This is a genomic window from Rhizobium sp. T1470, from assembly GCF_042140505.1.
GTDB classification, from domain to species: Bacteria; Pseudomonadota; Alphaproteobacteria; order Rhizobiales; family Rhizobiaceae; genus Rhizobium; species Rhizobium favelukesii.
The window spans coordinates 236,165-261,705 of sequence record NZ_CP148092.1 but is presented as its reverse complement, the minus strand read 5'-3'; the positions used below and the strand labels follow the sequence as shown (position 1 = coordinate 261,705).

The 25,541-nt window shown below is 60.4% G+C and carries 20 protein-coding genes; 15 read left to right on the top strand and 5 right to left on the bottom strand.

Translation table 11 applies throughout. The features are described 5' to 3' along the window. Positions 1–544 precede the first annotated feature (544 nt). The 15 genes from WGT02_RS22340 (at position 545) to WGT02_RS22270 (ending at position 20,744) form a co-directional block, all read left to right on the top strand. A complete protein-coding gene (locus tag WGT02_RS22340; RefSeq protein WP_208246879.1) occupies positions 545–5,827 on the top strand; it encodes a DUF4082 domain-containing protein in 5,283 nt (1,760 codons plus the stop codon). A 20-nt stretch (positions 5,828–5,847) separates the two neighbouring features. Beyond that, on the top strand, positions 5,848–7,071 hold the full coding sequence (locus WGT02_RS22335) for a GTP-binding protein (protein WP_208246877.1): 1,224 nt from the start codon (positions 5,848–5,850) through the stop codon (positions 7,069–7,071). 26 nt (positions 7,072–7,097) lie between these two features. Next, positions 7,098–7,406 (top strand): hypothetical protein, encoded by a 309-nt coding sequence (locus WGT02_RS22330; RefSeq protein ID WP_024317946.1) that lies wholly within the window; start codon positions 7,098–7,100, stop codon positions 7,404–7,406. Between the two features lie 38 nt (positions 7,407–7,444). Then, the gene (locus WGT02_RS22325) at positions 7,445–9,589 is read left to right on the top strand and encodes a peptidase domain-containing ABC transporter (RefSeq protein ID WP_208246875.1); all 2,145 of its coding nucleotides are present in this window, start codon (positions 7,445–7,447) and stop codon (positions 9,587–9,589) included. Beyond that, entirely contained in the window at positions 9,586–10,992 is a 1,407-nt protein-coding gene (locus tag WGT02_RS22320) for an HlyD family type I secretion periplasmic adaptor subunit (RefSeq protein WP_024317944.1), read from the top strand. Before WGT02_RS22325 ends, WGT02_RS22320 begins: the two co-directional genes overlap by 4 nt. A gap of 145 nt (positions 10,993–11,137) precedes the next feature. Further along, positions 11,138–12,031 carry a PaaX family transcriptional regulator C-terminal domain-containing protein gene (locus tag WGT02_RS22315; RefSeq protein WP_024317943.1) on the top strand — a complete coding sequence of 298 codons (894 nt, stop codon included), beginning with the start codon at positions 11,138–11,140 and terminating at the stop codon, positions 12,029–12,031. Positions 12,032–12,217: 186 nt separating this feature from the next. After that, positions 12,218–13,423 (top strand): 3-oxoadipyl-CoA thiolase, encoded by a 1,206-nt coding sequence (pcaF, locus tag WGT02_RS22310; RefSeq protein WP_024317942.1) that lies wholly within the window; start codon positions 12,218–12,220, stop codon positions 13,421–13,423. Positions 13,424–13,448: 25 nt separating this feature from the next. Then, entirely contained in the window at positions 13,449–14,453 is a 1,005-nt protein-coding gene (gene paaA, locus WGT02_RS22305; RefSeq protein WP_024317941.1) for a 1,2-phenylacetyl-CoA epoxidase subunit PaaA, read from the top strand. Between the two features lie 105 nt (positions 14,454–14,558). Beyond that, the gene (gene paaB, locus WGT02_RS22300; RefSeq protein WP_037118848.1) at positions 14,559–14,843 is read left to right on the top strand and encodes a 1,2-phenylacetyl-CoA epoxidase subunit PaaB; all 285 of its coding nucleotides are present in this window, start codon (positions 14,559–14,561) and stop codon (positions 14,841–14,843) included. Continuing rightward, the gene (gene paaC / locus WGT02_RS22295) at positions 14,843–15,622 is read left to right on the top strand and encodes a 1,2-phenylacetyl-CoA epoxidase subunit PaaC (protein ID WP_208246873.1); all 780 of its coding nucleotides are present in this window, start codon (positions 14,843–14,845) and stop codon (positions 15,620–15,622) included. The genes paaB and paaC overlap by 1 nt, the downstream gene beginning before the upstream one ends. A gap of 16 nt (positions 15,623–15,638) precedes the next feature. Further along, positions 15,639–16,163: a 1,2-phenylacetyl-CoA epoxidase subunit PaaD gene (gene paaD, locus WGT02_RS22290; RefSeq protein WP_208246871.1), complete on the top strand. Its 525-nt coding sequence runs from the start codon at positions 15,639–15,641 to the stop codon at positions 16,161–16,163. A 25-nt stretch (positions 16,164–16,188) separates the two neighbouring features. Further along, complete coding sequence (gene paaE, locus WGT02_RS22285) at positions 16,189–17,265, top strand: 1,2-phenylacetyl-CoA epoxidase subunit PaaE (RefSeq protein ID WP_208246869.1); 1,077 nt, start codon at positions 16,189–16,191, stop codon at positions 17,263–17,265. 28 nt (positions 17,266–17,293) lie between these two features. Continuing rightward, positions 17,294–18,070 (top strand): Phenylacetic acid catabolic protein, encoded by a 777-nt coding sequence (locus WGT02_RS22280; protein ID WP_208246867.1) that lies wholly within the window; start codon positions 17,294–17,296, stop codon positions 18,068–18,070. Next, the gene (gene paaZ / locus WGT02_RS22275; RefSeq protein WP_208246865.1) at positions 18,067–20,124 is read left to right on the top strand and encodes a phenylacetic acid degradation bifunctional protein PaaZ; all 2,058 of its coding nucleotides are present in this window, start codon (positions 18,067–18,069) and stop codon (positions 20,122–20,124) included. The genes WGT02_RS22280 and paaZ overlap by 4 nt, the downstream gene beginning before the upstream one ends. A gap of 5 nt (positions 20,125–20,129) precedes the next feature. Next, positions 20,130–20,744 (top strand): phenylacetic acid degradation protein PaaY, encoded by a 615-nt coding sequence (locus tag WGT02_RS22270; RefSeq protein ID WP_208246863.1) that lies wholly within the window; start codon positions 20,130–20,132, stop codon positions 20,742–20,744. Positions 20,745–20,895: 151 nt separating this feature from the next. Here the strand turns inward: WGT02_RS22270 and WGT02_RS22265 are convergent, their stop codons facing one another. The 5 genes from WGT02_RS22265 to WGT02_RS22245 are packed head-to-tail and all read right to left on the bottom strand — an operon-like array spanning position 20,896 to position 25,504. After that, positions 20,896–21,906 (bottom strand): ScyD/ScyE family protein, encoded by a 1,011-nt coding sequence (locus WGT02_RS22265; protein WP_024317933.1) that lies wholly within the window; start codon positions 21,904–21,906, stop codon positions 20,896–20,898. Beyond that, the gene (locus tag WGT02_RS22260; protein WP_024317932.1) at positions 21,885–22,625 is read right to left on the bottom strand and encodes an SUMF1/EgtB/PvdO family nonheme iron enzyme; all 741 of its coding nucleotides are present in this window, start codon (positions 22,623–22,625) and stop codon (positions 21,885–21,887) included. Before WGT02_RS22260 ends, WGT02_RS22265 begins: the two co-directional genes overlap by 22 nt. A 16-nt stretch (positions 22,626–22,641) precedes the next feature. After that, positions 22,642–23,703, bottom strand: coding sequence for an ABC transporter ATP-binding protein (locus tag WGT02_RS22255; RefSeq protein ID WP_024317931.1), 1,062 nt, complete (start codon positions 23,701–23,703; stop codon positions 22,642–22,644). A gap of 5 nt (positions 23,704–23,708) precedes the next feature. After that, positions 23,709–24,584: a carbohydrate ABC transporter permease gene (locus WGT02_RS22250; RefSeq protein WP_024317930.1), complete on the bottom strand. Its 876-nt coding sequence runs from the start codon at positions 24,582–24,584 to the stop codon at positions 23,709–23,711. Next, on the bottom strand, positions 24,581–25,504 hold the full coding sequence (locus WGT02_RS22245) for a carbohydrate ABC transporter permease (RefSeq protein WP_024317929.1): 924 nt from the start codon (positions 25,502–25,504) through the stop codon (positions 24,581–24,583). The genes WGT02_RS22250 and WGT02_RS22245 overlap by 4 nt, the downstream gene beginning before the upstream one ends. Positions 25,505–25,541 lie beyond the last annotated feature (37 nt).

Here is a 25,541-nt window from a genome sequence, read left to right as displayed (position 1 = left end):
TATCAAAGCATCGTGAGTTGATGCCGAAAGAGGTATTTCGAGGTCAACTTTATGGCGTATGGAATGAGCTTTTCGCTCGCACCGGGAACTCTTCCTCGGCGGTTTGGGTGTGTGCGCAGGTGGTGCAAGATGTTCGAGCGGCCGTTCGCGGTTCATGACGCAAAAGCCGCAACGCTGCCCGACCGTCGCCACCCCGATGAGGCCTCCTGATCGACCTTGTCGTTGAAACTGTCCCCAATCAAATCTCTCGTTAAGGTAGATCCACTCACCCCTGATGCTCGCGACGGCGTGCGGCGCGATCGGTAGGCCGGGAGATAAGCGGCCCGTGAAAAGGAACGGATTTCAAAACGATACCAATCCTCTTCTGGCCACGGTTGGCCGCCGACATCCGGTAGGCCCCATCGCCTTATACACGCACCAATAAGCCTATCGGGGTATGCCCTGCGGTGCCGGATACTGCGGATTACTGTCGTTCTCTCTCGCCACAAACGTGACAGGATAGTGCCCGTGGACATGTGTCGCATTGCGATTGGGGGCGTTTGGAATGTTGAGGATCAGCATCAAAAACCGCGATTTTTTGAGCGCCTACGGTGGCACCTCGAGTGTTTACAGCGCAGCGACTGCGGGCAGTGCTCTCCTCGTGAACGCAACGATGGTTTCGTCGACTGGCGGCGACCGGCCGATTGCTGACTTGGGTGCAGTGGGATCGGTGAACGCCTCGCTGACGGGATCTCCGGCTGCGGCATTTCCCCTCCTGAATGGGGCGGCCGCGCAGCAAACGCCGCAGGCAGCAAATACCGTTTCTCCGGTCGACAGCAGTGCCATCTTCGCATTGGATGCCGCAACAACGCCAACAGCGAGCTCGACGGATGGTTCCCAGCCGGCAGCAAAGCCACGCACCGTCCTGCCACCCGACCCCGCCACCGCCATCGCCACAACGTCTCTGGACCCTGCTTTGTCGGACGCTCCCACTGCCTCGTTAGTCTCGGGCGTGAGTGATACGTCGAGTGCTCCGATCATGAAGTTCTCCTCGGCTGCAAGTGTTGACGCGACACGTGTTGACGCGACAAGTGAGGACACTTCATCTGCTTCGACGACGGCGGCCACGGCCACAGCGACGACGGCTCCGCTGGCGCTTGTAACAACGGCGGCCGTCGCCGCCCCCGTCAACAAGATCGCCAAAGAAAACGAGAAACCGGGCGATCCGATCAGCGAGTGGGGCCTCGACGGCGACGGCGGCGGCACGATTCAGGGCTTTGCAACCGAAATCAGCACCAACATTGGCCAGACCGTCGACTTCAAGATCGCGACTGACTCGACCCACTACCGCATCGACATCTATCGTCTGGGCTATTACGGCGGCGATGGTGCACGCAAGGTTGCCTCGATCGACAAGTCACTGACGACGGCGCAGATACAGCCGCACCCCATCGTCGATATGTCGCTCGGCCTGATCGACTGTGGAAACTGGTCGGTCTCGGCGAGCTGGGAGATTCCGGCAGACGCCGTATCGGGCGTCTATATCGCCAAGCTGGTCCGCGAGGACGGCACGGAAGACGCAAGCATCATTCCATTCGTCGTGCGTGACGACGCCTCAACCAGTGACATCGTCTTCCAGACCTCTGATACGACCTGGCAGGCCTACAATGCATGGGGTGGGGCAAGCCTCTACTACGGGGAGGTTCCGGTCGATCCAGCAGATATGATCGGCTACCTGCCGCCCAATTGCAGTTGCGGCCTGACGGCAATCGGTCGTGCATCTGCCATCAGCTACAACCGTCCGATTATCACGAACACAAGCCCGACTGGCGGAACGTGGGATTACATTTTCGGCGCCGAACATTCTGCTATCCAGTGGCTTGAGCAGAACGGCTACGACGTATCCTACGTCTCCGGCGTCGATGCGGCCCGAAATGGCAATCTGCTCCTCAACCATCAAGCATATCTGTCGGTCGGACACGACGAGTACTGGTCTGCCGAGCAGCGTGCCAATGTCGAGGCTGCACGTGACAGCGGCGTCAATCTCGCCTTCTGGAGCGGCAACGAATGCTATTGGAAGGTGCGTTGGGAAAGCAGCATCGACGGCAACGGTCAAGCCTATCGCACGATGGTGTGCTACAAGGAGACCTGGGGAACGAGCAGCGATCCGAGTGACATCGGCACCGGCACATGGCGGGATCCACGCTATGCCGATCCCGGACAGCAGCCGGAGAACGCATTGACCGGTACCATGTTCACGGTCGACAGCTACCGCACCGACACCATTTCCATACCGTTCGACTATTCAAATCTTCGCTTCTGGCGCAACACGGACGTTGCCAACCTTCAGCCTGGCGAAACCTATAATCTCGTTCAGAACCTGCTTGGCTACGAATGGGATTCCGACGTCGAAAACGGGTTCAGACCGGACGGCCTGATCAACCTGTCACTCTCTTCGGTGGCGGTAAGCACTTATCTTCGTGACTATGGCACCAGCATTGGCGATGCTGTCGCAAACCACAGCCTGACAATGTACAGGGCCGAAAGCGGAGCCTTGGTATTCGGCGCCGGCACCGTCTTCTGGTCATGGGGACTAAACGACCAACACCAGGGTACGTCCACGCCAACCGACCCTAATGTCCAGCAAGCCATGGTCAACATGTTTGCAGATATGGGAATCCAGCCAACCACGCTGGACGCCAGCCTTATCCTCGCCACGCAATCAACCGACAGCGTCAAGCCAACATCGACGATCACGTCGCCAATCATTGGTGCGAGCTTCGTCGAAGGCCAGCATGTCACGATCACTGGCACCGCCCAGGACTTCGGCGGGGGCATCATCGCCGGCATCGAGGTTTCGACCGACGGTGGGACGCATTGGTTCAAGGCAACTGGCCGCGAAAACTGGAGCTACAACTGGGTCGTCCAGGCGAGCGGTACCTACACGATCATGTCACGTGCTGTGGATGACAGTGTCAACCTGGAGACGCCATCCTCCGGAAAGCAGGTTGCCGTAACCTTGCCCGACACAACGGGTCTTTGGACGCTGGCATCCAAACCTGTGCTCGAGACTGCGATCGACCGCGACGGTGTCGAACTCGGGCTCCGCTTCCAGTCCACCACGGGCGGCTACATTGAGGGGATCCGTTTCTACAAGGGCTTCTACAACGTCGGTGAGCATACGGTCAGTCTGTGGGACGCAAATGGTACGCTGCTTGCAACCGGTGTATCAACGGGCGAATCTCTTTCCGGCTGGCAAACAGTCATGTTCTCCTCGCCGATTCATATTTCGGCCGGAACGACCTTTGTCGCCTCCTATCATAGCAATGGTTATTACTCTGTCACCGAGAACTACTTCACCTCGACCTACAGCAGCGGCGTACTGAAGGCAGTCGATGGCGGCAGCGCCTATGCATATGGCGCAACCAGCACTTTTCCGGGCAATAACGCTGGCGGATCCAACTACTGGGTTGACGTCGTGTTCGACGCCGGTCCAAACACTTCACCCGTTGCAACCGACGATGGCGGCTTCACCATCTCGCGCAACGGCAGTTTGACATTGTCATTTGCCTCTCTTGTAGCAAACGATACCGATGCGAACGGCGATGCCCTGACGATCATTGGCGTCGGCAACGCAGTCAACGGAACGGTTGCTCTGGATACTCAAACTGGCAACGTCATCTTCACACCGAACGCGAACTACACCGGTCCGGCCAGCTTCAGCTACACGCTTTCCGATGGGCGGGGAGGAACGGACCAGGGAAGCGTAACCGTCTCTGTGGAGGAGATTGCGGCCGGTGTCTCGCTGTTTCAACCAAACGAAGGGCCAACCGGGCAAGCCTTTAGCGACAATTCCGCCATCGAGTTGGGCATGAAGTTTACGGCATCGAGCAGCGGTTCGCTCACCGGAATTCGATTCTACAAGGCGGCCGGCTCTACCGGCACTCATACTGGCTCCATCTGGAGCGCCGATGGCACGCTGCTGAGCACGGTAACGTTCACAAATGAGTCTTTAAGCGGCTGGCAGACTGCGCAGTTCTCCAATCCGCTCCAAATCCAGGCCGGGGTGACATATGTGGCGTCCTACCACGCGACCGGGACCTACGTTGCGACAGCGGGCTACTTCAACTCTGCGCATACCAATGGTGCTCTGACTGGCCTTTCGGCGACGGCAAGCGGCGGGAACGGTGTCTATTCCTATGGAACTGGCACGACTTTCCCAACGTCTAGCTATCAGGCATCCAATTACTGGGTCGATGTCGTATTCAACCAATCGACGGTGAATTCAGTGCCCGTTGCAGCTAATGACAACGGCTTCAACACATACGCAAATACGGCATTGTCAATCGCCTCGGCAGCTCTTCTAGCAAACGACAATGACCCGGACGGCGATCCACTGTCGATTACGGGCGTTGCGAATGGGGCAAACGGCACGGTCACCTTCGACAGCATCACGAATACGATTATGTTCACTCCGACGGCAGGCTACGTCGGAGCAGCAAACTTCTCCTACACTATTGCTGATGGCCGGGGTGGAACTGCCTCCGCAACGGTCAGCTTGACGGTTGGTCCGCAGCCAACGGGCACCGGTCTGTTTTCGTCGAACGACACACCGACCAATCTCGCGGAAAACGATCCAGGATCCGTCGAGCTCGGCGTCAAGTTCGTTGCCTCCGAACGAGGCGAGATCGCCGGCCTGCGCTACTATAAGAGCGCGCAGGATACAGGCACGCATGTCGGTTCGCTGTGGAGCAGCACGGGGATCCTTCTGGCGTCGGCAACATTCACGAACGAAACAGCAAGCGGCTGGCAGTCGGTAACCTTCTCGCAGCCTGTCAGCATCTCGGCAGGCGTGACCTATGTGGCGAGCTATCACTCGAACGGCTTCTATGCTGCGACGCCAAACTATTTCGCCAGCAGCCATTCCAATGGCGCCCTGACGGCGCCGTCAAGCGGCAACGGTGTCTATGCCTACGGTACAGGCAGCCTGTTCCCGACTGCGACCTACAACGCAACAAACTACTGGGTGGACGTACTTTATCAAACGGCAACTCAAAACGCAGCGCCTCTGGCTGCGAACGACACAGGGATTTCCGGCGCAGCGAATACGCCGTTGACGATCCTTGCCTCAGCCTTACTCGCCAATGACAGCGATCCCGACGGCGACGCAATTTCCGTTACCGGCGTCGGCAATGCAGTGAACGGAACGGTGTCCTTCGACAGCCAGTCGAGCATGATCACATTTACACCGTCGACGGGCTACACCGGGTCTGCAAGCTTCTCCTACACAATCACCGACGCGAAGGGCGCAACGGCCACGGCGCAGGCATCCCTCGCCATTTCTAACCAGGGCAGCGAGCAGAACGTCTTTGCCGCCGGTACGACGCCTGCGATCATCTCGGTCAATGACAACAGCCCGGTCAATCTCGGCATGAAGTTCCAGTCGGATGCAGCAGGCTGGATCACCGGCATTCGTTTCTACAAGAGTGAGGAAAATACCGGAGCCCACACGGGCTATCTCTGGACGGCAAGCGGCACATTGCTTGCGAGTGCGACCTTCACCAATGAGAGCGCAAGCGGTTGGCAGTCCGTCAATCTCTCGCAACAGGTCGCAATCGATGCCGGCACGACATACGTCGTCTCCTACAGCACGAACGGCAATTATTCGGCAACGGGCAACTTCTTCAGTGACAGCACGACAAACGGCAATCTGCAGGCCATGTCGTCGGCGCTCAGTGGTGGCAACGGCGTCTATGGATACGGCTCCAGCGGGCTGTTTCCGACAAGCACATACAACAGCACCAATTACTATGTGGACGTGGCATTCAAGCAGCAGCTCGCAGCGTAATGGCGAGTGGGGGAGTATCAATGACAGGTGGCGACACGCGCCTCCCAGTAACGGTTTTGGCGGGTTTCCTCGGCGCGGGAAAGACAACCATCCTCAACCATGTTTTGCGTAACCGGGAAGGACGCCGGGTCGCCGTGATCGTCAACGACATGAGCGAGATCAATATCGATGCCGAGCTCGTTCGTGATGGTGGCGCCAATCTGTCACGCACCAATGAAACGCTGGTCGAACTGACCAATGGGTGCATCTGTTGCACACTGCGCGACGATCTCTTGAGCGAAGTGCATCGGCTTGCTGGCGACGATCGCTTCGACTACCTGCTGATCGAGGGCACCGGCATCGCCGAACCTTTGCCGATCGCCGCCACATTCTCCTTTCGCGACGAAAATGGCAGTGCGCTCTGCGACGTTGCGCGGCTGGATACGATGGTTTCCGTCGTCGACGCAGCGAACCTGCTTGCAGACTACTCAAGCGCAGATTTCCTGAGTGATCGCGGGGGGACCCGCGACGCCGATGACGAACGGACACTCGTCGATCTCCTGGTGGAGCAGATCGAATTCGCCGATGTCGTCGTCATCAACAAGATCTCGGATGTCAGTTCCGAAACACGCGCGATGGTGCGCCAGATCGTTGCCGCGCTCAATCCCGATGCCCGCGTCATCGAAACGGACTTCGGCGATCTGCCGCTTTCCACCATTCTGGATACCGGTCTTTTCAGCGAAGCCAAGTCGGCCCGTCATCCGTATTGGCACAAGGCGCTCTACGGCTGGGGCGATCATGTCCCAGAAACCGAAGAGTACGGCATTTCGAGTTTCGTCTATCGCGCGCGCCGCCCCTTCGACCCCGCAGCGCTCGATCGCTTCCTCGCGCAGCGTTGGCCGGGCCTCATTCGCGCCAAGGGGCACTTCTGGCTGGCAACACGGCCGAGCGAAATCGGACTGCTTTCCATTGCCGGCACACAGCGGCGCACAGACACCAAGGGCTTCTGGTGGGCGAGCGTGTCCAAGGCACATTGGCCACGCTATCCGCAATTCCGCCAGTTGCTCGACCGTTATTGGGATGCGGTCTGGGGCGATCGCCGCCAGGAACTCGTTTTCATCGGCACAGGCCTTGATCAGCAGGCAATCAGCACCGCACTTAACGACTGCCTGATCGGAGAAGAGGCAAGCTTTGACCCCGATCTCGGCAGAAGTCTCACGGATCCGTTCCCGGCCTGGAAACACGCGCAGCATCACCATCCATGATCACTCATCAAAACGAGGAGACGACAATGAGCAATGAACTCTATGCAGACGGAATTGGCGAAATCACCGTCACCGGCACCATTGTGCGTATCGATCTGATGTCGCTGTCGGCCACGGAGCGCGATGCGAGCAACAACCCGAAGCCTGTCTTCCGCCAACGCATCATCATGCCGGTCGACGCTTTTGCGAACGCAGTCGACCTGATGCAGAAAGCACTGGGCGGACTTGTGGAAGCCGGGGCCGTGCGCCGTATCAACGATCTGCCATCAAGCCCGAAGGCTGAAATCATCCAGCCGTCTGGTGCGTCGGCAAACGCATCGCCGAACTTCAACTGACCTTCATCTGGTTTTCAACGCAGACGCTCGGGTGGGCCATGAGTACGTTTTTGCACACCAATCTACACTGCCTTGCACTTGTCGCGCGCCATCACGGCGTCGATCTGTCACCCGAACGCCTGCAGCACGACTATGCTGTCGACGAGCGGCCGGTGGAAGTCCGGCAGTTGCTGCGGATGGCCAAGGATGCCGGTCTTCGCGCCCGGCAGATTAGCCTCAACTGGTCGTCGCTACTCCAGTTGGGCGAGGCCTTCCCGGTTCTGGCCCAGCTTGAAAACAGCAACTGGGTCGTCATTGCCGGACCCGCGATGGGTGAGGAAGAAGCAAAGGTCAGGGTCCTCGACCCCTTGGCCGAGCGACCCGATTTCATTCTTCTGAACGAGGAGCAATTCACCAGATCCTGGCGTGGATCCGTGGTGATGCTAAAGCGGAACTACAGTCTGCATGATGCCGACCAGCCGTTCGGCTTCCGTTGGTTCATTCCCGAAATCATCAAGCAGCGCAGCTTCTTCCGCGACGTTGCGCTTGCGGCCATCGTCCTTTACGGGCTTGGCCTGACGACCCCGATCTTCTTCCAGCTCGTCATTGACAAGGTGCTGGTCCATCAAAGCTACGCAACGCTGACGGTCCTCACCGCCGGCATTGCCATTGCCCTTGTTTTCGATGCCGCGTTCAGCTTCCTGCGACGCTATCTGCTGCTCTATGCGACAAACCGGATCGATATCAGGGTCGCGACGCGGACCTTTGGACATCTGCTCAATCTTCCGATTGCACTCTTCGAACAGGCATCGGCGGGCGTTCTCGTCAAGCATATGCAGCAGACCGGCCGCATTCGCGAGTTCCTGACGGGGCGCCTCTTTCTGACGCTTCTCGACGGCGTGTCTTTGATGGTCTTCATTCCGATCCTGCTTCTCTACAGCGTGAAGCTCACGCTCGTCGTCATGGGTTTTGCTGCCCTCGTCGGCCTCGTCGTCATGCTTCTTGTCGGCCCCTTCCAGCGCCGCCTGCAGGCGCTCTACAAGGCCGAAGGCGACCGGCAGGCTCTGCTCGTCGAAACGGTGCACGGCATGCGTACCGTCAAGTCACTGGCGCTCGAACCGCGTCAGCGCCGCGCCTGGGACGACTACTCGGCGCAATCGATATCCGTACGTTTCCGGGTCGAGAAGATTTCCACGGTCGCTCAGTCGATGACCGGGCTTCTCGAGAAACTGATGAGCGTCGCCATTATCGGGCTTGGCGCGCTCGACGTCTTCAGCGGCGCCATGACGATCGGCGCGCTGGTCGCATTCAACATGCTGGCTGGGCGGGTCTCGGGTCCGCTTGTCCAGATCGTGACGATGGTGCACGAGTACCAGGAGGTTGCGCTTTCGGTACGCATGCTCGGCGAGATCATGAACCAGCGCCCGGAGCAAGCCGGCCGCGGTCGCGGCATCCGCCCGCATCTTAGAGGCAACATCGAATTCGACAAGGTAACGTTCCGCTATGGGCCGGATGGGGCCCCTGCGCTCGACGACGTCTCCTTCAGCATTCCGGCCGGCTGCGTATTTGGCGTTGTTGGCAAGAGCGGTTCTGGCAAAACCACGATCACTCGCCTCATCCAGGGTCTTTATCAGAACCAGCAGGGCATCATTCGAATGGATGGTTATGACAGTCGGGAGATCGACCTCGTGCATCTGAGAACGAGCACCGGCGTCGTGCTGCAGGACAACTTCCTTTTCCGGGGCACCGTTCGCGAGAACATCGCGGCAGCAAAGCCCGACGCCAGCATCGAGGAGATCATGGAGGTCGCGCGTATCGCCGGCGCCGAAGAGTTCATCGAGCGGCTTCCACGCGGCTTCGACACCATGCTTGAGGAAAACGCCTCGAACCTATCCGGCGGGCAGAGGCAGCGCCTGGCTATCGCTCGGGCACTGATCACCGATCCGAAACTTCTGATCCTCGATGAGGCCACCAGCGCGCTTGACCCCGACAGCGAGACGATCATCCGCCAGAACCTCAGCCAGATCGCGGCTGGGCGAACGGTGGTCATTGTCTCGCACCGCCTCTCCACACTTGTCGATGCGGACGCCATCCTGGTCGTCGAACGCGGCAAGATCGCCGATATCGGCAGGCATGATCAACTCGTGACGCGCTGCATGACATACCGTCACCTGTGGTCACAGCAGATGAGGCAGGTAGCATGACCGCGCGCGCTGAAAAACCAAGAGAGAACCTGCCTGTTCCGACGACGGCCCCAGTCACGCAACCAGCACTCAGGCGCTCGTTGCCGGCCGCGATCGCGGAATTCCAGTCCGATGCTGTGGAGCTTGAAGAGCGGGCTCCTCCAAGGGTCGCCCGCATGACGCTCTACGGCATCACTGCGCTCATTACCGCGATCATTGTCTGGGCGTCCGTCTCGTCGATCGACGAGGTCGTTGTCGCGCCCGGCAAGCTGATTACGACGATGCCGACCATCGTGGTGCAACCGCTCGAGACGTCGATCATTCGAACGATCAATGTCACGGCCGGAGAGATCGTCAAGAAAGGCCAGGTGCTCGCCACGCTTGATGCGACGTTCAGCCAGTCTGACGTCGATCAGCAACGGGCAAAATTCATAGCCCTCGACGCCCAGGTGAAACGCCTGGAAGCCGAGCTTGCCGGCACGGACTACACCAAGACGGCGGGCTTATCGCGCGACGAACTGCTTCAGATGCAATTGTTCGGGCAGCGCCGCGCCTATTATGCTGCACAGTTGCAGAACTACGATCAGCAGATTGCCGCCCAGGCGGCGACGATTGCTTCAAGCCGGAACCAGGAGGCAGTTCTTGCGGATCGACGCAAAACGCTGTCACAGATCGAGGGCGCCAGGGAACGGCTGTATGATCGCGAGAGCGGGTCTCTGATTACGCTTCTGGGATCGCGTGATGCCCGTCTTGACGTGGAAACTACCCTTACGGCGGTCCAGGGCAAGGCTGATGAAGCCGAACACACCTTGTCCAAGCTCAAGGCCGACCGGCAGGCGTTCATCGAGGACTTCCGACGCGCCGCCATGGAGCAGCTTGTAGAGCTGCGTAGTCAGCGCGACACTGCCGCCGAGGAACTGAAGAAGATGGAGCTTCGGCGCGACATGGTGGTGTTGACCGCACCAGCCGATGCGGTCGTCCTTGACCTGGCGCAGCGCTCCGTCGGCTCGGTGGTTCGAGAGGCGGAGCCCATCGTGACGCTGGTTCCGCTCAATGTACCGCTGGAGGCCGAGGTCTCGGTCAACACGCGCGACATCGGCCGCATTACCACGGGCAAGGAAACGCGGATCAAGTTCGATGCGTACCCGTTCCAAAAATATGGCACCGCGTCTGGAACAGTGAGAACGGTCAGCCGCGATGCATTCACCCCGTCACAGCAGGAGGCAGCGAACCAAACGGCCGCCCCCTACTTCAAGGCACGCATACCGCTTGCAGACACAAGGCTGAAAGGTTCCGACGAGCCCGTGCGACTGCTTCCTGGCATGACGGTTTCCGCCGAGATCATGGTCGGCCGCCGCACGGTGATCTCATACTTCCTCTATCCGATACTGCGTGGGCTTGATAGCGCAATCCGGGAGCCGTGAGAGGATGGAATGATAAGATCGGCAGCAAGGCCTCCACCGTCCCGGAGCCTTGCAGCTCCGCATACTGCGGCTGCACGCCGTAAACGGGGGTGCAGCTACCCCTTTAATGTGATAGGCCGCGCCGGCACGTTCCAAGGAGGGTTCAGTGACGGCAGCGACCAATCAAGCAGACGTCCAGGCAAGGGAACTGATAGGAACCATTCTTGCCGAAAGTCCCCTCAAGGCAGCCGGTTTCATCGTGACGATCTACGGCGACGTCGTCGAACCGCGCGGTGGTGTGGCATGGATCGGCAACCTGATTGAAACCTGCGCCGACGTCGGCATCAGCGAAACCCTCGTCAGAACCGCCGTGTCGCGACTGGTCGCCTCGGGACAGCTTCTTGGTGAAAGGGAAGGACGGCGAAGCTACTATCGCCTATCCCAGTCTGCCGGGCGCGAGTTTGCCGCAGCCGCCATGGTGCTCTTCGAACCTTTCGAGGATCGCGGCTGGCAGTTCGTCCATATGACAGGCTTATCTGCCGACGAACAGATGCAGGCGCTCCAGCGCGCTGGCTTTGCGCGTCTTGGACCTCGCCTGGCAGTTGGACCTGCAGGGCCACTACCGGCAACGATTGCCGGCACGGTCTTTGGTGCCGAAACCGCGTCCGGCCAAAAGGCACTGGCGGCCTTCGTCGCGGATTATTGGGATCTTGCTCCGCACGCTGCTGCCTACCGGCAATTCCTCGCCCAATTTGAGCCGATCGCCCGATTCCTGGAATCTGACGCGCCGGCTGCGAAGACGTCCTTGGCGGTGCGGCTGCTTTTGACGCATCGCTTCCGCAGTGTCTTGCTGCATGATCCGAGACTACCCTCCCCCGCCTTGCCAAAGGATTGGCCCGGCCAGGATGCACGGCGACTCTTCGCTTGTCTTTATCGAAAACTCTCGCCCGCCGCCGACGCCCATGTGGCGCGCAACTTCGTCACGGCGGTCGGGCCGTTGGCGATAGCGACTGCCGCGACCGACCGTCGACTGACCGGCCTTTCCAAGCAGCGCGTCTAGCGCCCGAACCCGTCCTGGCCTCTTGCCCAGGTGTTTGTGGTATACTCATCGGGCATAGCCGCAAACATCACAATTTTTGTCTAATTGTCTGTTGATATGTGACATGTGGCATGCTAATACATGACCGATCGGTCGGTTAATCAAATTTGCATTGATCGACCTTGAGGGAGCAGGAGGAAACCGCGCATGTCGGAAGCGTTCATCTGTGATGCTGTTCGCACACCCATCGGCCGCTATGGGGGTGCGCTTGCTGCAGTGCGCGCGGATGATCTGGCAGCCCTTCCACTCACCGCGCTGATGGAACGCAATCCTGGTGTCGACTGGAGCAAGGTCGACGATCTCATCTATGGCTGCGCCAACCAGGCGGGCGAAGACAACCACAATGTCGGTCGCATGGCCGTGCTACTGTCCGGCATGCCCGTCACTGTTCCGGCAACAACCGTCAATCGCTTGTGTGGATCGGGCATGGATGCCGTCGGCATGGCGGCAAGGGCAATCCGCGCCGGCGACTGCGACTTCGTGATCGCCGGTGGCGTCGAGAGCATGAGCCGCGCGCCCTTCGTCATGCCGAAGGCAGACAGCGCCTTTTCCCGGAGCAATGCGGTCTACGACACGACGATCGGCTGGCGCTTCATCAATCCAAGGATGAAGGCGAAGTTCGGCGTCGATTCCATGCCTGAGACAGCCGACAACGTGGCAGGCGATTTTGGCGTCAGCCGCGCCGACCAGGACGCGTTTGCGGCTCGCAGCCAGGCCCGATGGGAAGCGGCTCAGGAGGCTGGCCTGTTCGCCGACGAACTGGTCAGCGTCAAGGTTGCGCAGAAGAAGGGTGATCCCGTTGTCGTTGACCGCGACGAACACCCACGCCCGGGCACGACGGCCGAGCAGCTTTCAAAGCTCAAGGGAGTAACCGGCCCGGACTTTAGCGTCACGGCGGGCAATGCGTCGGGCGTCAATGACGGTGCTGCCGCCCTCATTGTCGCGCGCGAGGCGGCTGCAAAAGCGCAGGGTCTGAGGCCGAAGGCACGCATCGTCGCAATGGCTGCAGCCGGCGTCGAGCCGCGCATTATGGGCGTTGGTCCAACCCCTGCCGCGCGGCGCGTGCTGGAGCGCGCCGGGCTTGCAATCGGCCAGATGGACGTGATCGAGCTGAACGAGGCATTTGCCGCCCAGGCGCTCGCCGTGCTGCGCGATCTGGACCTCCCCGATGATGCGCCCCATGTCAATCCGAATGGCGGCGCCATCGCAATCGGCCATCCGCTGGGCATGAGCGGCGCCCGGCTGGTCACGACGGCGACCTACCAATTGCAGCGCCAGGGCGGTCGCTATGCGCTTTGCACCATGTGTATCGGCGTCGGTCAGGGCATCGCAATCATTCTCGAGCGCGTCTGACGCGCGAAGGCAAAGGAGACGAACCGTGTACGCACAGATGGTCAAAACCGACAGCGCCCGTGTCAAGACGCTCGACGAGCTGGACCCGGTCGAACGCGCGTTTCAGGAACGAATTGACGCCGGCCAGAAGGTCGAACCGAAGGAGTGGATGCCGGAAGGCTACCGCAAGACGCTGATGCGCCAGATCAGCCAGCATGCTCACTCAGAGATCGTCGGCCAACTGCCGGAGGGCAACTGGATCACCCGCGCCCCGACGCTGCAGCGCAAGGCCATCCTGCTTGCCAAGGTGCAGGATGAAGCCGGTCATGGATTATACCTCTACTGTGCGGCCGAAACACTCGGCATCAGCCGGGACGAGATGTACGAGCAGCTGCACAGCGGCAAGGCAAAGTACTCCTCGATCTTCAATTACCCGACGCTCAGCTGGGCCGATATCGGTACGATTGGCTGGCTGGTCGACGGTGCAGCCATCATGAACCAGGTGCCGCTGCAGCGCTGTTCCTACGGGCCTTATGCTCGCGCCATGGTTCGCATCTGCAAGGAGGAAAGCTTTCACCAGCGCCAGGGTTTCGACATCCTGATGAAGATGGTGAAAGGCACGCCCGCCCAAAGGGAAATGGTCCAGGACGCGCTGAACCGCTGGTGGTGGCCGTCGCTGATGATGTTCGGACCCTCGGACGATGCATCGGTGCACTCGGCCCAATCGATGGCCTGGAAGATCAAGCAAAACTCCAACGACGAGCTACGCCAGAAGTTTGTCGACCAGACCGTGCCACAAGCCGAGTATCTCGGCCTGACGCTACCGGATCCGGATCTGACGTGGAACGAGGAAAAGGGCGGCTACGATTTCGGTGAGCCTGATTGGACCGAGTTCTTCGCCGTCATCGCCGGCAATGGCCCGTGCAATGGCGAGCGCCTCAGCGCCCGACAGAAGGCATGGAACGACGGCGCGTGGTTCCGCGATGGTCTCGTTGCCCATGCCGAGAAGATGACATCGCGCCGCGCCGCAGCGCCCACCGCCGCCGAGTAATGTGCGCACGCCTCTCGGGCGTCCGCACATTAGCAGTCGCAATCGTAACAAATACGCGATTTTCCAGGCCCTTTGGCCGCGGAGCGCGAGCAGGGAGAAACATCGATGCCCAGCGAATGGCCCCTTTGGGAAGTCTTCATCCGCGGCCAGCACGGCCTCAATCACCGGCATGTCGGCAGCCTGCATGCGCCGGACGCCGAAATGGCCATCAACAACGCCCGCGACGTCTATACCCGCCGCAATGAAGGGGTGAGCATCTGGGTGGTGCGCTCGAGCGAAATCACCGCAAGTGCTCCGTCGGAGAAAGGGCCGCTGTTCGACCCGTCAAACTCCAAGGTCTACCGCCACCCGACGTTCTTCGACATTCCCGATGAAGTGGGGCATATGTGATGAGCGCCCCCTCCAACACGGCCGTCAGCCCGACGGCGCTCTTCGAGTTCCTGACGCGGATCGGCGATAACGCGCTCATCCTCGGCCACCGTGTGTCCGAGTGGTGCGGGCATTCGCCGGCACTGGAAGAGGACATCGCGCTTTCCAACACCGCGCTTGATCTGATCGGACAGACCCAGCTCTGGCTCGGTCTTGCCGGTGAAATCGAAGCTCAGGGCCGCAGCGCCGACAATCTTGCCTATCTGCGCGATGCCCGCGACTTCCGCAACGTGCTGCTCGTCGAGCGCCCGAACGGCGATTTTGGGAAGACGCTGATGCGTCAATTCCTGTTCGATGCCTGGCATTTCCTGATGTTGAGAGCCCTGCGCTCGTCGACCGACAAGCGCATCGCCGACATCGCGGAAAAAGCCTCGAAGGAAGTTGCCTATCATCTCGATCGCAGCCGCGATCTGATCATCCGTCTTGGTGACGGCACCGCCGAAAGCCACCGGCGCATGCAGGAGGCGCTCGACGATCTCTGGGCCTACACCGGCGAACTTTTCGTCGGCGACGCGTCCGATGCCGAGCTTGCTGCGGCCGGCATTGCACCGGAGCCCGAAAGCCTGAAGGCGGCGTGGGACGAGCTGGTTGATGACGCGCTTTCAGACGCGACGCTGAAGAAGCCGGTCGACGGCTTCATGCATAAGGGCGGCAAGCGCGGCGTTCATACCGAGCACATGGGCTTCATCCTCGCTGAACTGCAGTTCCTGCAGCGCGCCTATCCGGGCGCGAGCTGGTAAACGGAAGGAGGCGGTTATGACAGCCGCGACGTTGCCATCGATCGCTGATATCTGGCGGTGGCTTGAAGAGGTGCCGGATCCGGAAATCCCGGTGATCTCGCTTGTCGATCTTGGCATCATCCGCGGTGTCGCCTGGAAGGAGGACATACTGGTCGTGACGGTGACGCCCACCTATTCCGGCTGTCCGGCGACCACGCTCATCAACCTCGATATCGAGCGGGCGCTAAAGGAAAAGGGGATCGAAAAGCTCAGACTGGAGCGCCAGCTGTCACCGGCCTGGACGACCGACTGGATCAGCACCGAGGGTCGCGAAAAACTACGCGCCTACGGCATTGCGCCGCCCGTGGACGGAACGGCGATAGACGGCATCCTGCGCCAGCGCGTCGACCGGCTCTCCGGCAGCTCCAATCTGACGATCGCCTGTCCGCGTTGCGGATCGACGAACACGGAAAAGATCAGCCAGTTCGGCTCGACACCGTGCAAGGCGAGCTATCGCTGCACCGACTGCCTGGAACCATTCGATTATTTCAAGTGCATCTGACCCTTTGCCTAGTGAGGTCCCCAATATGGCACGTTTCCATTCCCTTCAGGTCACCGACATCCGGCGCGAAACGCGCGATGCCGTCGTCGTTACGCTTACCCCGCAGGACGAGGACCGCAGCGCGTTCGATTTCACGCAGGGCCAGTACCTGACCTTCCGCCGCAAATTCGACGGCGAGGAGTTGCGACGTTCCTATTCGATCTGTGCGGGGCGGGATGAGGGCGTGCTGAGGGTCGGCATCAAGCGGGTGGACGGTGGCTGCTTTTCGACCTGGGCGAACGAAGACCTCAGCGTCGGCGACACCATGGAAGCCATGCCGCCGATGGGCGCGTTCTTCACGGCGATCGAGCCTGATGTTTCCAAGACCTATCTGGGATTTGCCGGCGGAAGCGGCATCACACCGGTCCTTTCGATCATTAAGACGACGCTTTCTCGCGAGCCACGGTCACGCTTCACGCTGGTCTATGCCAACCGGCAAATCAGCTCGATCATGTTCCGCGAGGAGCTGGACGACCTGAAGGACACCTATCTCGGCCGGCTGTCGGTCTTGCACATTCTGGAAAGCGAGGCGCAGGATATCGATCTCTTTACGGGTCGCATCGACGTCGACAAGTGCGCCGGCCTGTTCAAGCACTGGATCGATCTGAAGGCCATCGATACGGTCTTCATTTGCGGACCGGAACCGATGATGCTGTCGATTGCCGCTGCACTTCGCGATCACGGGATGCGCGAGGAACAGATCAAGTTCGAACTCTTCGCATCCTCCCAGCCGGGACGCGCTGGCCGCAGGGCGCAAAGTGCTGCGGGCGTCGACAAGGACACGGCCTGCCAGGCAACGGTGACGCTCGATGGCGCAACCCGTGTCTTCAAGATGCCGAAACAAGGGCAAACGCTGCTCGAGGCGGCGCTCGAAAACCACATGGACGCGCCCTACGCCTGCAAGGCAGGTGTCTGTTCCACTTGTCGAGCCAAGGTCCTGGAGGGTGAGACCGAGATGGAGGTCAACCATGCGCTCGAGGACTACGAGGTCCGCCAGGGCTACGTCTTGACCTGCCAGTGCTATCCGCTGAGCGACCGCCTCGTCGTCAGCTACGACCAGTAATCGGTCGGGGACCGAGGGAGGAATGCCGATGTCCGATACGATGCCGATCGAGGAATATCTGCTCAAGGGGGGCGTGCTGACGTCGCCGGACAATGCGCCGCCGCGCTATCGCGGCGAGCTCTTGCGCCTGATGGCGAGTTTCGTCGACAGCGATCTTGCGGGTGCGGCCGGCTTTGCCGACACGATCAACGATGCGCCTGGTATCAAGGAGCGCATCGCGTCTGCCAAGATCGTGCTTGAAAAGACCGACCATGCCGGACGCGTGCTCGAGATCATGGGTAGCTTCGGCGCCGATATCGGCCGCTATGCCGCGCACCATCCATGGGACGCCCGCCTGAAGCGCGACACCGATATCGGTGCAGCACGAAAGGGCGGCGACATGCGCCTTTCTGTTTTCCACTATCCCCTTGAGGGCTGGATCGATGCAGTCGTTATGAATGTGCTGATGGGCACTGCAAGCACCATCCAGTTGCGGGAGCTCGCTCACGTCTCCTACCAGCCACTTGCCGAAGTGTTCCGCGCCATTCTGCCGCGCGAGGCGCATCACACCGAACTCGGCATCGAGGCGTTGAAGCGGATTGCCGAAGATGAGGAAGGGGCGAAAGCGGCCCGTGAAGCGATCATCTATTGGCGGCCGCGCGTTGCCGCAAGCTTTGGGTTCTCCGGATCGGTGCGCTACCAAACACTGTCCCGTTTCGGCCTTCGCCATACCCCTAACGAGACGCTGCTGTCTGAATGGCAGGCGGCCATCGACGCGCAGCTTGCTGCGCTCAACCTGAACCGACCGGAAGGATTAAAACAATGAACGTTCTGGTAAAGGAGCCACGCCGCCTCGAAAGCTATGTCTATGGCCGCTGGGTTCCCGGCACGAAGGATGGCGCTGAACTGCGCGATGCCTCGACAGGTGCACCGGTGGCGCTGATCGATTCTGCCGGCGTCGATTTTGCGTCGTCTCTGGCCTACGGCCGCGACAAGGCTGGCCCCGCACTCAGGCGCATGTCGTTTCATGAGCGCGCCGCCATGCTCAAGGCACTTGGCCAGGCGCTGATGGACCGCAAGGAGGAGTTCTACGCCCTGTCGTCGGCGACCGGCGCCACCAGGACAGACAGCTGGATCGATATCGACGGCGGCATCGGCACTTTGTTGTCCTATGCCTCAAAGGGTCGACGCCAGCTGCCCAATACGCGCGTACTCGTTGATGGCGACGTGGAAACCCTGTCGCGAGACGCAACGTTCTCGGCCCGGCACATTCTGTCGCCACTGCAGGGCGTCGCCATTCACATCAATGCCTTCAACTTCCCGGTCTGGGGCATGCTGGAGAAGCTGGCGCCGACCCTCATCGCCGGCATGCCGGCGATCGTCAAGCCGGCAAGCCAAACGGCCTATCTCACCGAGCTTGTCGTGCGTCGCATGGTCGAAACCGGTCTTCTGCCAGAGGGCGCAGTGCAACTGGTCTGCGGTTCGGTCGGCGATCTCCTCGACCATGTCGACGGGCAAGATGTCGTAACCTTCACCGGTTCGGCCTGGACGGGCCGCAAGCTGAAGACCCATCCGGCGATCATCGAAAATTCGGTGCGCTTCACCATGGAGGCAGATAGCCTCAATGCCTCCGTCCTCGGCCTCGACGCCGGCCCCGGCACGGAAGAGTTCGACCTCTTCGTCAAGGAAGTCTCTCGCGAAATGACGGCAAAGGCCGGCCAGAAGTGCACGGCCATCCGCCGCGTCATCGCGCCACGCGCCTATTGCGACGCGCTGGTCTCCGTCCTTGGCGAGCGTCTTGGCAACACCACGCTCGGCAATGCCGCCGATGAATCCGTCCGCATGGGCCCGCTTGCAAGCCTTGCTCAGCGTGACGAGGTCCGCGCGCGCATCCGCGATCTTCTCGCCGATGCCGAGATCGTCGCCGGCGATCCGGACAAACCGCGCGTTGTGTCGGGTGACGCTGAAGCCGGCGCCTTCCTCAATCCGGTCCTGCTTTATTGCGACAAGCCCTGGCAAGCCAAGGCGGTGCACGATGTCGAAGCCTTCGGTCCGGTCAGCACGGTCATGCCTTATGACAGTGCCGAGGAGGCGGTGGATCTTGCCCGCCGCGGCAAGGGAAGTCTCGTTTCTTCCGTCTTCACCAACGATCGCATCTTTGCCGAAGAGGTGGTCCTCGGCATGGCGCCGTTCCACGGACGGGTGCTGATCGGCAACCGCACGAGCGCCAAGACGTCGACCGGTCATGGCTCGCCGCTGCCCGGCCTCGTGCATGGCGGTCCAGGACGCGCCGGCGGTGGCGAGGAATTGGGCGGCCTTCGCGGGGTCATGCACTACATGCAGCGCACGGCGGTGCAAGGCGCACCGACGCTTTTGTGTGCCGTCACCGGCCGCTGGGTTGCCGGTGCCGACGTGCGCCGTGATGGCGAGCACCCGTTCCGCAAGTCGCTTGCAGAACTGCAAATTGGCGACCAGCTGGTAACCGGTACGCGCACGGTCACGCTTGAAGATATCGAGCATTTCGCCAACTTCACAGGCGATACCTTCTATGCCCACATGGACGAGGAAGCCGCACGCGCCAATCCGTTCTTCGACGGCCGCGTCGCCCACGGCTATCTGATCGTCGCCTTCGCCGCCGGTCTATTTGTTGACCCGGCCCCTGGCCCGGTTCTCGCCAATTACGGGGTCGACAACCTGCGCTTCCTCACGCCGGTCAATCCGGGCGATACGCTGCAGGTGCAATTGACCTGCAAGGAGATCAACCCGCGCATCGGCGCCGAGCATGGCGAAGTGCGCTGGGATTGCCGTGTGAGCAACCAGAGTGGTGCGACGGTTGCCCAGTACGACGTGCTGACGATGGTGGCCAAGACAAGGGACTGATTAAGATGGCGCAGGTCTATTCCTATGATGGCGTCGTGCCGGTGATCCATCCAACGGCTTTCGTCCATCCGGCCGCCGTGGTGATTGGCGACGTCATCATTGGACCGGCCTGCTATGTCGGCCCGTGCGCCGTATTGCGCGGCGATTTCGGGCGGATCGTCATGGAACGTGGTTCGAACGTTCAAGAGACCTGCGTCGTTCATAGCTTTCCTGACCTCGAGGTGGTGATCGGCCAAGGCGGTCATATCGGCCACGGCGCCGTGCTGCACGGCTGCCGCATCGGTCGCAATGCCATGGTCGGAATGAATGCGGTGGTCATGGACGAAGCCGTGATCGGCGAAAATTCGATCGTTGCCGCCATGGCTTTCGTCAAGGCAGGCGCTGAAATCCCGGCAAACAGCCTGGTGGTCGGATCACCTGCCAGGGTCATTCGCGAACTCAGCGAAAAAGAAGTCGCCTTGAAGCGTCAGGGAACGGGCGTTTATCAGCGCCTCGCACTGGAAGCCAAGGACAAGCTTCGACCCGTCGAACCGCTCAGCGAACCGGAGGCAGATCGTCGGCGGATCCAGGCTCCCGCGTATGACCCGCTGATCCTGGAGCGGCTGAAATTCGGTGATTAAGCCAAGGCATGCCCCCCGAACGGGAACAGGTTTCGGGACAATGCGAAACAAGAACTAAAGCGCAAGGCCGTCGTGGATAGGGCAGCGCAACTCAGCTTGGCGCCAAGCAAGTATCTGCATTGATCTAGGACCAAAATCGGGATCGCCACGCTCAGCGAACAGATTCGCGCGTCAAGACATAGAGGTTGCCGCCCAGCTCGGAAACGACGATCCGCCGCTCGTCCCAGACAAGCACTGACACCGGGCGGGTCAGGCCCTCAAGAATAGCCTTCCGTTCCCGTGCCGTTTTATTGAACTTCAGCAATCTCCCACTCGCCTTCCGAAAACCTTCTTTCTGGTCGTAGGTGCCGTGTTCGAGGACAAGCATCTCTCCACCGTTGTCGAAAGCAATGCTCACGGGCGCATTGAGTGCTTCGACGTCAATCCGCGGCGTTGACTGATCGCCAGCCTCGGGAACCGAAACGATCTTTCCGGCTCCTGTAAGGAAGGGAAAGCCGCCGAACAGCGCTATATAAAGGCGCCCGCCGTGAAGGGCGATACCGGCTGGCACCGCATCGGTTTCGTAGCTGTTGCCTTCGGCGAACTCGGTCGGTGAAAGGCTGCGGAGCGCCGTGGGCGCCTGCCCCATGCGGCGGAATGTCAGAAGCGTGCTTTTGTGGCCGTCGGGCTGTAGGCGTTCGACACTGTTTCGCGCGGAGTCGATCACGTAGTAGCTTCCGCTCGCCGCAACGAAGTCGAACGGATTCCAGAAATCGCTACTGATGACACGGACCTTTCCGCCCGCGTCGAGCGCAACGAGCGCGTGGTCAAACGGCCCCTGCTTGGAGCCGACTGGCGTCCATCCCTGGGCGACGACAAGGCCATCATCGGCGCGGACGACACGATATGGACCGGTCGGGTCGCCGATCACGTCGAGGCCATGGGGAAATACCGGACCGAATGCGACAAGCTTGCCGTCCGCGCCGCGCCGGTAGAGCCGGCCGCTGGCGAGATCGCTGACGAGCAGGTCTCCGGCGTCGCGAGATAGGCCGGCGAAGGCGGCACCAGGCGTGTTGAAGGTCTTAAGCGTGTAGCCGGGCGGCGCCGTCGGTTCAGCACCGGCACCGGTGGCTTGGAGCAGCAGAAAACCGGAGACGATAATCAAAGTGTAGAACGGACGCATCTGAAGCCACCATTGGCTGAGAACCGGAATTCCGGATCATAGGCGAGCCGATAGGTCGTTGTCAGGTGGTTTGGATCGCTGTTCCAGGAGCCACCACGAAGCACGCGGTACAGCCCGGCGCTCCTCGCCGCGGTCCCGCCTTCATACGGCGCGTAGACATCACGGGTCCACTCCCAGACATTGCCGACAAGATTGAGGACGCCCTCTTTGCTTGCGCCATCGGGAAAGGACGCCGCCGGTGCGGTCATCGGATACCCATCGCGCGCGTCGCCGGAACAACAGGCATCCGCCCCAGAATTTGCGCGCGCATTGCCCGGTGGGACCTCGCCCCATGGAAACGCGCTGCCCTTCGGTCCGCGTGCCGCCCGCTCGTATTGTTGTTCCGATGGAAGAACCAACCCGTAGTGACGGCAAAATGCATCGGCGTCTTCCCAACTGACCCCGACGACCGGCCGGTCGTCCAATCCCAGGATCGGGTGATTGGCGTAGAAGGCCGCCCGATGGCCGGTCTCCTTGACGAAGAGCCCATATTGCCGGTTTGTAATCTCGGTGCGATTGATCGCAAACGCCTGCCCCTCCACTTCGCGCCGCGGGCGTTCGTTTTCAGGGCCGTCGTCGCGGCCGAAGATGAACGTCCCGGCAGGAATTTCAATCAGCGGATTTGCAGCGATGAGGCCGCCATCGGCAGCGGTCGCACCAAATGCCAGGGTGATCACCATCACTGCCGTCCAAAGGCTAGAAGTCAACACGATCTTCAGTCTCGCCATTGAACAGAAAGACGCGATCCGTCGCGACCTTGACGCCGATCTGCTGGTCGATCTGACCCGTGAAATTCTTGTCGGCACGCAAGGTCATGAGTTGACCTCCCAACCGCAGGCTCACAAGCGTATTCTCGCCGGTGAGTTCCGCCGAATAGATCGGCGCGACCAGATTGACGTCTACATCACCGGCATCAGTCGGGTGGACGTCCTCGGGGCGGACGCCGAGGACAGCTCGAGGGACGCTTGCCTGGCCGATACCCGCGACCCTGAGGCCGGCACTAATGAACACACCGTCTCTCACTTCGCCCGGAACTAGGTTCATCGGCGGCGAACCAATAAAGCCGGCAACGAAGAGCGTGCGGGGATCGTTATAGATCTCCCGCGGCGTCCCAAGCTGCTCGATGACGCCCTTGTTCATCACGGCCACGCGATGGGCAAGCGTCATCGCTTCTATCTGGTCATGGGTCACGTAGATCGTCGTGACCTGCAGCTCATGTTGCAGGTGCTTCAGCTCGGCGCGCATCTGTGTGCGAAGCTTGGCATCGAGATTGGACAGCGGCTCGTCCATCAGAAAGACGCGTGGTGTGCGCACGATAGCGCGGGCAAGTGCCACGCGCTGGCGCTGACCGCCGGAAAGCTCCTTCGGCAGCCGCGACAACATCGAGTCGAGTTCCACACGCCGCGCGACTTCGGCTATTCGCCGCTTGCATTCAGCCGGCGGCACTTTGCGGATCTTTAGCGGGTAGCCGATGTTGTCTTCGACGGTGAGGTGCGGATACAAAGCATATGACTGGAATACCATTGCAACGTCGCGATACTTGGGAAGGACACCGTTGACGCGGTCCTCGTCGATGTAGATGTCGCCGAATGTCGCTTCCTCGAGACCCGCGACCATCCGCATGGTCGTTGTCTTGCCGCAACCGGAAGGTCCGAGCAAAACGAGAAACTCCTTGTCCCTGATCTCGAGGTTGAAATCATTGACGGCAACGAATTCGCCGAACTTCTTGCAGACGTTTTTGAATGTGACGGACGCCATAGGTCTCAACCTTTGACGGCACCCAGGGACAAGCCCCGGACGAGATGCTTCTGGACGATGAAGGCGAAGATGACGATTGGCACGCAGGCCATGAACCCCGCCGCACTGATTTCACCCCAATAGGTGTTGTACTGCGTTACGCGCCCGGCAATGCCGATCGGCAGTGTCTGCGACTGCTCGGTGAGCGTGATGATGAGGGAAAGTAGAAACTCGTTCCACGAGATGATCAGACAGAAGATGGCGGTGGCTGCAAGCCCAGGCCGGGCAAGAGGCAACGCCACGTGCAGGAATGCGCCCCACCGTGTGTCGCCGTCGACCATCGCCGCCTCCTCCAGTTCGACCGGAAGATCCTGGAAATAGCTCTTCATCATCCACGTCGCGAAGGGCAGATTGAAGGCGGTGTAGGCGACAATGAGAGCCGACTTCGTGTTGAGCATGTCGAAATAGTTGAAGAACAGGTAGAGCGGAATGATGCTGACGATGGGCGGCATCATGCGCGTTGACAGGATCCAGAACGAAATCTGCTTCCGCCACTGCCAGGGATAGCTGAACCGTGCCAAGGCGTAGCCGGCCATTGTGCCGAATGTCAGGGAAACGATCGTCGTTCCGATGGCGACGAGAAAGCTGTTCAGCGCGTAGCGTAGGAACGGACGCTGGATAAACGCTTCGTTGTAGTGTTTTAGGGTGGGGTTGCGGGGCAGCCACTCCGGCGGCACTGCGAAAATGTCGATATCATATTTAAACGAGTTGGTCGCGATCCAATAGATCGGAAAAAGTGTGACGACCAGCGCGACAACGATCGTCAGATAGGCCAGCAGGCGGATGAGCGCCTCTGTGGTCCGGCTGCGCGCGTGTATTTTTTTTGGCAGTGTCATGGTCATTCCGCCAACCGCATGCGTTTCATGAACCAGGTGCTTAAAACGATCGTTACAAACAGCACAAAGAGCGACATCGCCGCCGCGTAGCCTGGATCGGCGAAGCGGTAGGCGACCTGATAGATATAAAGGCTCAAGACCTTGGTTCGGTCAGCCGGCCCCCCTCCCGTCAGGATGAAGACCAGATCGAAAAGACGCAGTGCATCCATGACACGCAGGAGAAGCGCAATGGCGATAACCGGTTTGAGAAACGGCAGCGTCAGGTCCCGGAACTGCTGCCAGGACGAGGCTCCGTCGAGCGCGGCGGCCTCGTAGGGCTCGACCGGCAGGCTCGCCAACCCCGCCAACATGAGAAGGAATATGAAGGGTGTCCATTGCCAGACGTCGGCAACGATGATCGAGAACATCGCAAGGTTCACGTCGCCCGCCCATGCCTGCAATGGCAGACCGAGGCGGAACATGATTTCGTTCAGGACGCCGAACTGAGGCTCATAGATGAGCTTCCATGTGATCGCGACCGCGATCGGCGGCAGCATCATGGGGATCATCAGAACGGTCTTCAGAAAGGTCAACTTGCGAATGAATTTATCAAGGAGCAGCGCCAGACCGAGACCGAGGATGAATTCCGACGTCACCGCCGCGACCGTAAATATGATGGTGTTCCAGAGCGCGACGTGAAATTGCGTGTCGGAAAAAAGCCGCGCGAAATTACCGGCACCGACGAACGTCCAGGGCAGATCGGGATTCGGGCTGATTTTGTGAACCGCCGCATAGAACATGTAGACGCTGGGAAAAATCGTCAGGCCCAGGAGTATGAGTACCGTCGGCGCAAGCATGAGGAAGCGCAAATGCCGCTCTACCCATCGCTCCAGACCGCCACCCGATCGAAGCGGCGCGGGCATGGTTCCGCTTTCCGACGTCAACATTGACCTCTCCCGTAAAGCCCTGCCCCGGGGCGCCTGA

Coding starts and splice junctions, on each gene's coding strand:
- WGT02_RS22340 (WP_208246879.1), top strand. CDS start 545: ATGTTGAGGATCAGCATCAAAAACCGCGATTTTTTGAGCGCCTACGGT.
- WGT02_RS22335 (WP_208246877.1), top strand. CDS start 5,848: ATGACAGGTGGCGACACGCGCCTCCCAGTAACGGTTTTGGCGGGTTTC.
- WGT02_RS22330 (WP_024317946.1), top strand. CDS start 7,098: ATGAGCAATGAACTCTATGCAGACGGAATTGGCGAAATCACCGTCACC.
- WGT02_RS22325 (WP_208246875.1), top strand. CDS start 7,445: ATGAGTACGTTTTTGCACACCAATCTACACTGCCTTGCACTTGTCGCG.
- WGT02_RS22320 (WP_024317944.1), top strand. CDS start 9,586: ATGACCGCGCGCGCTGAAAAACCAAGAGAGAACCTGCCTGTTCCGACG.
- pcaF (WP_024317942.1), top strand. CDS start 12,218: ATGTCGGAAGCGTTCATCTGTGATGCTGTTCGCACACCCATCGGCCGC.
- paaB (WP_037118848.1), top strand. CDS start 14,559: ATGCCCAGCGAATGGCCCCTTTGGGAAGTCTTCATCCGCGGCCAGCAC.
- paaC (WP_208246873.1), top strand. CDS start 14,843: ATGAGCGCCCCCTCCAACACGGCCGTCAGCCCGACGGCGCTCTTCGAG.
- paaD (WP_208246871.1), top strand. CDS start 15,639: ATGACAGCCGCGACGTTGCCATCGATCGCTGATATCTGGCGGTGGCTT.
- paaE (WP_208246869.1), top strand. CDS start 16,189: ATGGCACGTTTCCATTCCCTTCAGGTCACCGACATCCGGCGCGAAACG.
- WGT02_RS22280 (WP_208246867.1), top strand. CDS start 17,294: ATGTCCGATACGATGCCGATCGAGGAATATCTGCTCAAGGGGGGCGTG.
- paaZ (WP_208246865.1), top strand. CDS start 18,067: ATGAACGTTCTGGTAAAGGAGCCACGCCGCCTCGAAAGCTATGTCTAT.
- WGT02_RS22270 (WP_208246863.1), top strand. CDS start 20,130: ATGGCGCAGGTCTATTCCTATGATGGCGTCGTGCCGGTGATCCATCCA.
- WGT02_RS22265 (WP_024317933.1), bottom strand. CDS start 21,906: ATGCGTCCGTTCTACACTTTGATTATCGTCTCCGGTTTTCTGCTGCTC.
- WGT02_RS22260 (WP_024317932.1), bottom strand. CDS start 22,625: ATGGTGATCACCCTGGCATTTGGTGCGACCGCTGCCGATGGCGGCCTC.
- WGT02_RS22255 (WP_024317931.1), bottom strand. CDS start 23,703: ATGGCGTCCGTCACATTCAAAAACGTCTGCAAGAAGTTCGGCGAATTC.
- WGT02_RS22250 (WP_024317930.1), bottom strand. CDS start 24,584: ATGACCATGACACTGCCAAAAAAAATACACGCGCGCAGCCGGACCACA.
- WGT02_RS22245 (WP_024317929.1), bottom strand. CDS start 25,504: ATGTTGACGTCGGAAAGCGGAACCATGCCCGCGCCGCTTCGATCGGGT.